This is a genomic window from Desulfatibacillum alkenivorans DSM 16219, assembly GCF_900142135.1.
GTDB lineage: Bacteria > Desulfobacterota > Desulfobacteria > Desulfobacterales > Desulfatibacillaceae > Desulfatibacillum > Desulfatibacillum alkenivorans.
Genome location: NZ_FQZU01000008.1, coordinates 41,349 through 47,500 on the forward strand (window position 1 = coordinate 41,349; position 6,152 = coordinate 47,500).

The window sequence follows — 6,152 nt, forward strand, 5'->3', positions numbered from 1 at the left end:
CCGGAACGGGAAGAAGGTGTAAATATGCCAAGCTTAAAGGATGTTCAAAACAAAATATCCGGCGTTAAAAAGACCAGGCAGATCACCAAGGCTATGAACATGGTGGCTGCTTCCAGGCTCCGCGGCGCCCAGCTGAAAATGGAAGCCTTCAGGCCTTACGCCGACAAGTTCGGACAGGTGCTGGGCAGCCTGGCTGAACGGGCGGGGGAAGACGCAAGTCCTCTTCTTACGCCTAGGGATAAGGTGAAGAAAATCCTTCTGGTCTTGTGCACGTCTGACCGCGGCCTCTGCGGCGGGTTCAACATCAACCTGATCGAAAAGGCTGAAGACTTCCTGGCCGGGCTGGACTCGGACGTGGAATTTGACTTGGTCAACTTCGGCAAGAGGGGACGCGACTGGGCCAAAAAGGAAGGATATAACAGAATTCAGGAACACCTGGGAGTGGTGGGTGCAAAGTTCGGTTTCAGCGTGGCTTCCGACTCCGGCGCCGTCTATATCCAAAAGTTCCTGGACGGAGAGTATGACGAAGTGCACATCGTCTACTCCGAATTTGTCAGCATGGGCAAGCAAGTGCCGACTCTGCAGCAAATCATCCCCATTCCGCCTATCGAGGCTGAGGAAGTGGTTGAAGAAGAAGATCAGGGCTACCTCCCTGAGCACATTTGCGAACCTTCTGCAGACGCTCTTTTGGCAGACCTGCTGCCTCGCAACGTGTACGTTCAGATCTACAAGGCGCTGTTGGAAACCTCCACCAGTGAGCAAGCCGCTCGTATGACAGCTATGGACAACGCCACCAAGGCTTGCAACGACATGCTGGACGAGTTGACGCTGATGTACAACAAGGCCAGGCAGGCCGCCGTCACCACGGAGCTTATGGATATCGTGGGCGGCGCTGAGGCCCTCAAGGGTTAACACATAAAATAATACCAAACGGTTTTCCAATAGACTTTAGGAGGTCTTTTGATGGGAGAGAACATAGGAAAAATCACACAGGTTATGGGACCGGTGGTTGACGTGGAGTTTGAGCAGGGCAACCTGCCCAACATCCTGACCGCGCTTCTTATCACCAACCCGACCATCAACGACGAACCCGACAACCTGGTTGTCGAAGTGGCTCAGCATCTTGGCGATAACGTGGTCCGCACCATTGCTATGGACGTTACCGACGGTCTGGTTCGCGGCATGCCCGTAAAGGACACCGGCGATCCTATCATGATGCCCGTCGGCGAGGCCGTTCTCGGCCGCGTGCTGAACGTTGTGGGCCGCCCCGTGGACGGCTTGGGTCCTGTCAGCCAGGAAAAAATGCTGCCCATCCATAGGGAAGCTCCCAAGTTCACCGAACAGGACACCACGGTTCGCGTTCTTGAAACCGGCGTTAAGGTTATCGACCTGCTGGTGCCCTTCCCGCGCGGCGGCAAAATGGGCATGTTCGGCGGCGCTGGCGTCGGCAAGACCGTTATCATGATGGAAATGGTCCATAACATCGCCATGCAGCACGGCGGTATCTCCGTGTTCGCGGGCGTTGGTGAAAGAACCCGTGAAGGAAACGACCTTTACCACGAAATGAAGGAAGGCGGCGTTCTTCCCAAGGCTTCTCTGGTTTACGGCCAGATGACTGAGCCCCCCGGAGCCCGCGCCCGCGTGGCTCTGTCCGCTCTGACTTCCGCCGAATATTTCCGGGATCAGGAAGGTCAGGACGTGCTGATCTTCATTGATAACATTTTCCGGTTCACCCAGGCCGGCTCCGAGGTTTCCGCTCTGCTCGGCCGTATGCCTTCCGCGGTTGGTTACCAACCTACTCTGGCCGTCGACCTTGGCGAACTCCAGGAACGCATCACCTCCACGGACAAGGGCTCCATTACGGCTGTCCAGTGCGTGTACGTGCCTGCTGACGACTTGACGGACCCCGCGCCCGCAACCACATTTGCTCACTTGGACGGAACCGTCGTTCTTTCCCGTCAAATCGTGGAGTTGGGCATCTACCCCGCCGTGGATCCCCTGGACTCCTCGTCCCGCATCCTCGACCCGGGTTACTTGGGCGACGAACATTACGGAGTCGCTCGCACCGTGCAGCAGATGCTGCAGAAATACAAGGAACTCCAGGACATCATCGCCATTCTGGGTATGGACGAACTGTCTGACGAAGACAAGATCACCGTCGCCAGGGCGCGTAAGATCCAGAGATTCCTGTCCCAGCCTTTCTTCGTGGCCGAGAACTTCACTGGCAAGCCCGGCAAATACGTAAAGCTGGAAGACACCGTTCGCGGCTTCAAGGAAATCGTGGAAGGAAAACATGATGACCTGCCGGAACGCGCTTTCTACATGGTCGGCGGTATCGAAGAAGCTATCGAAAACGCCAAGGCCATGGCAGAAGCCGCCTAGCGGCATGACCGCATAAAAAAGAGGATATTATGGCTGGCAATATTTTACTCGAAGTAGTCACGCCCGAGAAGATCGTGGTAAGTGAGACTGTTCAGACCGTAACCGCCCCAGGCAGCGAAGGCGAGTTCGGCGTCCTGGTCGGTCATACCCCTTTTCTCGCCACCTTGAAGCTGGGTACCTTGAACTTCAAGGACGAGACGGGAAAGGTGCGTGCGGTCTTTATCAACGGCGGTTTTGCAGAAACTTTGCCCAACAAAGTCACTGTCTTGGCCGAATCCGCGGAACGTCGCTGCGACATTGATGCGGATCGCTGCAGATTGGCTTTGGAGAGAGCCCAGAAAAGGCTCGAATCCAAGGAGACCGCAGTGGACTTTGAAAGGGCCAAGCGCGCTCTTGCCAGGGCTCAAGCCCGCATGAGCCTTGCCGAATCCAGAAAAATGGACGGCTTTCAATAAAAACATCCGCTCAATCTCTTTGCTTGAGCGGACCAAAAATCAGGGGGTTGGTTGCCGCCGCGTGACCGCCCCCTTTTTGCGTTTATAGGCTCGCATTAACGCATAGAGAAAAACCGCTTGACTTATATTTGCAGGGGTCGTTATACTCCGCCCATGCTCGGGAGAATAGGAGGTATTTTGGACGAGGCAAGCATCTTTCAAGAATTCGATAGGTTAGAGAGCAAAATTAACGGACTCATTCAGCAGTGCGAGACGTTAAAACGGCACAATGCCCAACTGGAGGCCAGCAATAATTCTCTGGCCGAGGAGTTGTTGCAAAAGTCTGAAGCTGAACAAAAGCTCGTAGAAGAACGGAATTTGGTGCGGTCCCGTATTGACGGCCTTCTGGCCCGGGTTAACGAGTCAATAGGCACGGAACAGGAACAGGAAGAAGAGTATAACATCGAGTAGGCGAGACATAAGGGAGCTGTAAACGTCGTTGGATGGACAGCTACACATAGAGATCCTGGGACAAAACTTTACCTTTGAAACTCAGGGTGACCGGGAAAAAGCCAAAAGAGCCGCAGAATTTTTGGCCCATAAAGTCCAGGCGGCAAGCAAAGCGCTGGACGGACCGAATACGGCTGCTAATAAAATGGGCGTCCTGGTGCTTGCAGCGTTGGACCTTGCGCACTCTTATTTGGAACTTAAAGAGTCCCATGAAGGGTTTCTGGATCAAATAGGGTCCCGGTCAGAAAAACTGTTGCAACGAATGGAAAATAAGGGACCCGGAGGGGAAGAATGAGGGGGGTCGAGTACGCCTAAAAGCGGCGGCGTATAAGCCGCGTCTTAGGCATGGGCGCAGTCGGTTCTATGAAATTTTATAGGAGAAGAGCCCCTGCCGTGTGCGTGATCGGCAAAAATCCCTTGCTCCAACATTTTATCGAAAGGGAGCCGGTATCCAGTACTCTGTGTGCAAGTTCCGCAATGTACGGAAAAGCCTAATGATGTTGGGAGGCTCCCACCTGTGCAAAACAGGTTCAAGGATTTTGCCGGACACGGCAATGTGCGGGGGCTTTTCTCTTTTTAAACGGGTTCTTTCTTCTCTTGCAGGCCCATAAGGGCAACTTTACGGCTGACTTATACAAAGTCGTCTCGCCTGTTTCATTTCCAGACTCTTCCCAATCATTACCGGAGCCTCAACAACTTAATCGCCGGCAGGCGCGCGTGCTGGGGGCGTAAATCTTATGGATTTACGGCGCATTAGATATTTGCGCAACATTTCACGCTGCGGCCTGCTTGGGAGGAAACCATATGGATGGAAATACAATTGTTGTGTTGTTAGTCGCCCTTGGCGGGGTGGCTGTGGGCATCATTGTGTATGCCCTTATCAGGAAAAAAGCCGCAGCAGATAAGTTGGGCAGGGCGAAAGCCAAATCGGAGCAAATACTGGATGAAGCGCGGATTGCCGCGGAAAACACTCTAAAGGCCGCCCAGGTCGAAGCAAAGGATGTAATTCTTCAGGCAAAAGCGGATTTTGAGGCCGAGGCCAAAGAAGCACGCAAGGAAATCAAGCAACTGGAAGCCCGTCTGGTTCAAAAAGAAGAAAATCTGGACCGTAAGGCGGAGCAGCTTGATAAAAAGGAAGGCGACGTCGCCGGCAGGGAAAAAGGACTGGTAAAACGAGAACAAAAAATGGCTGCCCAGGAGGAACAGGCGCAACAGCTTTTGGAAGCCAGGACCCAGGAATTGGAGAGAATCGCCGGACTCACCGCCGAGCAGGCCAAAGACACATTGGTCCAGGCCATGGAAAGCGAAGCCCGACACGAAGGGGCCAAGCTCATTAAGCGCATTGAGATGGAAACCAATGAGATTGCCGATAAAAAAGCCAAGGAAATCATTTCTACGGCAATCCAAAGATACGCAGGCGATTATGTGGCCGAAAAGACGGTGTCCGTCGTGGATCTTCCCTCTGAGGAAATGAAAGGAAGGATCATCGGCCGGGAAGGGCGCAACATCAGGGCTCTTGAAGCCGCCACCGGTATAGACCTGATCGTGGACGACACCCCGGAAGCGGTTATTTTGTCGGGATTCAATCCCGTTCGCCGCGAAGTCGCCCGTTTGTCCCTTTTGCGCCTAATTGCGGACGGCCGCATCCATCCCGCCCGCATAGAGGAAGTGGTGAAAAAGGTCGAAAACGAGGTGGAAAACACGATCCGCGAATCCGGCGAACAGGCCACTTTCGACCTTGGCGTACACGGGATCCACCCGGAGTTGATCAAATATCTCGGCCGGCTGAAATACCGCACCAGCTATGCGCAGAATATGCTGCAGCACTCCATAGAGGTGGGGTTCCTGTGCGGAATCATGGCCTCCGAGCTGAACCTGAACGTCAAGCAGGCCCGCAGGGCCGGGCTGCTTCATGACATCGGCAAGGCCGTGGACCATGAAGAAGAAGGGCCCCATGCCCTGATTGGCCAGAGACTCTGTAAGAAATGCGGGGAGTCTCCCAAAATTATCCATGCCGTGGGCGCTCACCACGAGGATATTCCGCCCAGTTCGGTCCTGGCCGTGCTCGTCCAGGCCGCGGACGGACTCTCCGGCGCCAGACCCGGCGCGCGCCGCGAGATGTTTGAAAGCTACATTAAAAGGTTGGAGGATCTGGAAAAGATCGCCAATTCCTTTGAAGGCGTCGGCAACACCTTTGCCATTCAGGCGGGCAGGGAGTTGCGCATTATCGTGCAGGGGGAAAAAATCACCGATGAGCAGTCGGTTCTTCTTGCCAGGGATGTTGCCAAAAAAATTGAAGACAGCCTTACTTTCCCGGGGCAAATCAAGGTCTGCGTCATTCGGGAGACCAGAGCGGTCAGCTACGCCAGCAAGTAAGGCTTTAATCAAGGCGAAGGTATAAAAATGAATGTTTTACAAACCCTGAAAGAACGGGGCTTTATAGAGCAAACCACCCATGACCAGGAACTGGAGGATCTCCTTTCCGGAGAACAGGTCTCCTGCTACATCGGGTTCGATCCTACGGCCTCCTCCCTCCATGTGGGAAGTCTGGTGCCCATCATGTCCCTGGCTCATATGCAAAGGGCGGGGCACAGGCCGATTGCGTTGGTCGGCGGCGGGACCGGCCTTGTCGGCGATCCAAGCGGCAAGACCGAAATGCGCCAGCTGCTCACCCTGGAAGACGTAAACAATAACGCAGAGGGCATCCGGGCTCAACTGGCCCGGTTCATCGATTTTGATAAAGGCGCTGTTCAGGAGAACAACGCCAATTGGCTGGTAGGCCTCAAGTACATAGAATTCCTCCGGGACTTTGGACGCCATTTTTCG

7 protein-coding genes and 1 other RNA gene (1 of these 8 only partly in view) are annotated in these 6,152 nt (G+C 54.3%); all 8 read left to right on the forward strand.

What is annotated here, in order from left to right:
• The first annotated feature begins 24 nt into the window (after positions 1–24).
• Entirely contained in the window at positions 25–912 is an 888-nt protein-coding gene (gene atpG / locus BUE18_RS08815; protein ID WP_073474964.1) for an ATP synthase F1 subunit gamma, read from the forward strand.
• Between the two features lie 51 nt (positions 913–963).
• Complete coding sequence (atpD, locus tag BUE18_RS08820) at positions 964–2,382, forward strand: F0F1 ATP synthase subunit beta (RefSeq protein ID WP_073474966.1); 1,419 nt, start codon at positions 964–966, stop codon at positions 2,380–2,382.
• 29 nt (positions 2,383–2,411) lie between these two features.
• Entirely contained in the window at positions 2,412–2,837 is a 426-nt protein-coding gene (locus BUE18_RS08825) for a F0F1 ATP synthase subunit epsilon (RefSeq protein WP_073474968.1), read from the forward strand.
• A 177-nt stretch (positions 2,838–3,014) separates the two neighbouring features.
• Positions 3,015–3,287, forward strand: a complete 273-nt coding sequence (locus BUE18_RS08830; RefSeq protein ID WP_073474970.1) for a cell division protein ZapB — start codon at positions 3,015–3,017, stop codon at positions 3,285–3,287.
• A 28-nt stretch (positions 3,288–3,315) separates the two neighbouring features.
• Positions 3,316–3,621, forward strand: a complete 306-nt coding sequence (locus BUE18_RS28755) for a cell division protein ZapA (RefSeq protein WP_073474971.1) — start codon at positions 3,316–3,318, stop codon at positions 3,619–3,621.
• Positions 3,622–3,708: 87 nt separating this feature from the next.
• Positions 3,709–3,895: non-coding RNA, 6S RNA (gene ssrS, locus BUE18_RS08840), on the forward strand.
• Positions 3,896–4,130: 235 nt separating this feature from the next.
• Entirely contained in the window at positions 4,131–5,702 is a 1,572-nt protein-coding gene (rny, locus tag BUE18_RS08845) for a ribonuclease Y (RefSeq protein WP_073474973.1), read from the forward strand.
• A 27-nt stretch (positions 5,703–5,729) separates the two neighbouring features.
• Positions 5,730–6,152, forward strand: partial view of a tyrosine--tRNA ligase gene (gene tyrS / locus BUE18_RS08850; RefSeq protein ID WP_073474975.1) — the beginning only. The gene runs 864 nt beyond the window's last position; only the first 423 of its 1,287 coding nucleotides appear in the window; the start codon lies at positions 5,730–5,732; its stop codon lies off the right edge, out of view.

Excerpts from the sequence above, each read along its gene's own strand:
- atpG (WP_073474964.1), top strand. The coding sequence starts at position 25 with ATGCCAAGCTTAAAGGATGTTCAAAACAAAATATCCGGCGTTAAAAAG.
- BUE18_RS08825 (WP_073474968.1), top strand. The coding sequence starts at position 2,412 with ATGGCTGGCAATATTTTACTCGAAGTAGTCACGCCCGAGAAGATCGTG.
- atpD (WP_073474966.1), top strand. The coding sequence starts at position 964 with ATGGGAGAGAACATAGGAAAAATCACACAGGTTATGGGACCGGTGGTT.
- rny (WP_073474973.1), top strand. The coding sequence starts at position 4,131 with ATGGATGGAAATACAATTGTTGTGTTGTTAGTCGCCCTTGGCGGGGTG.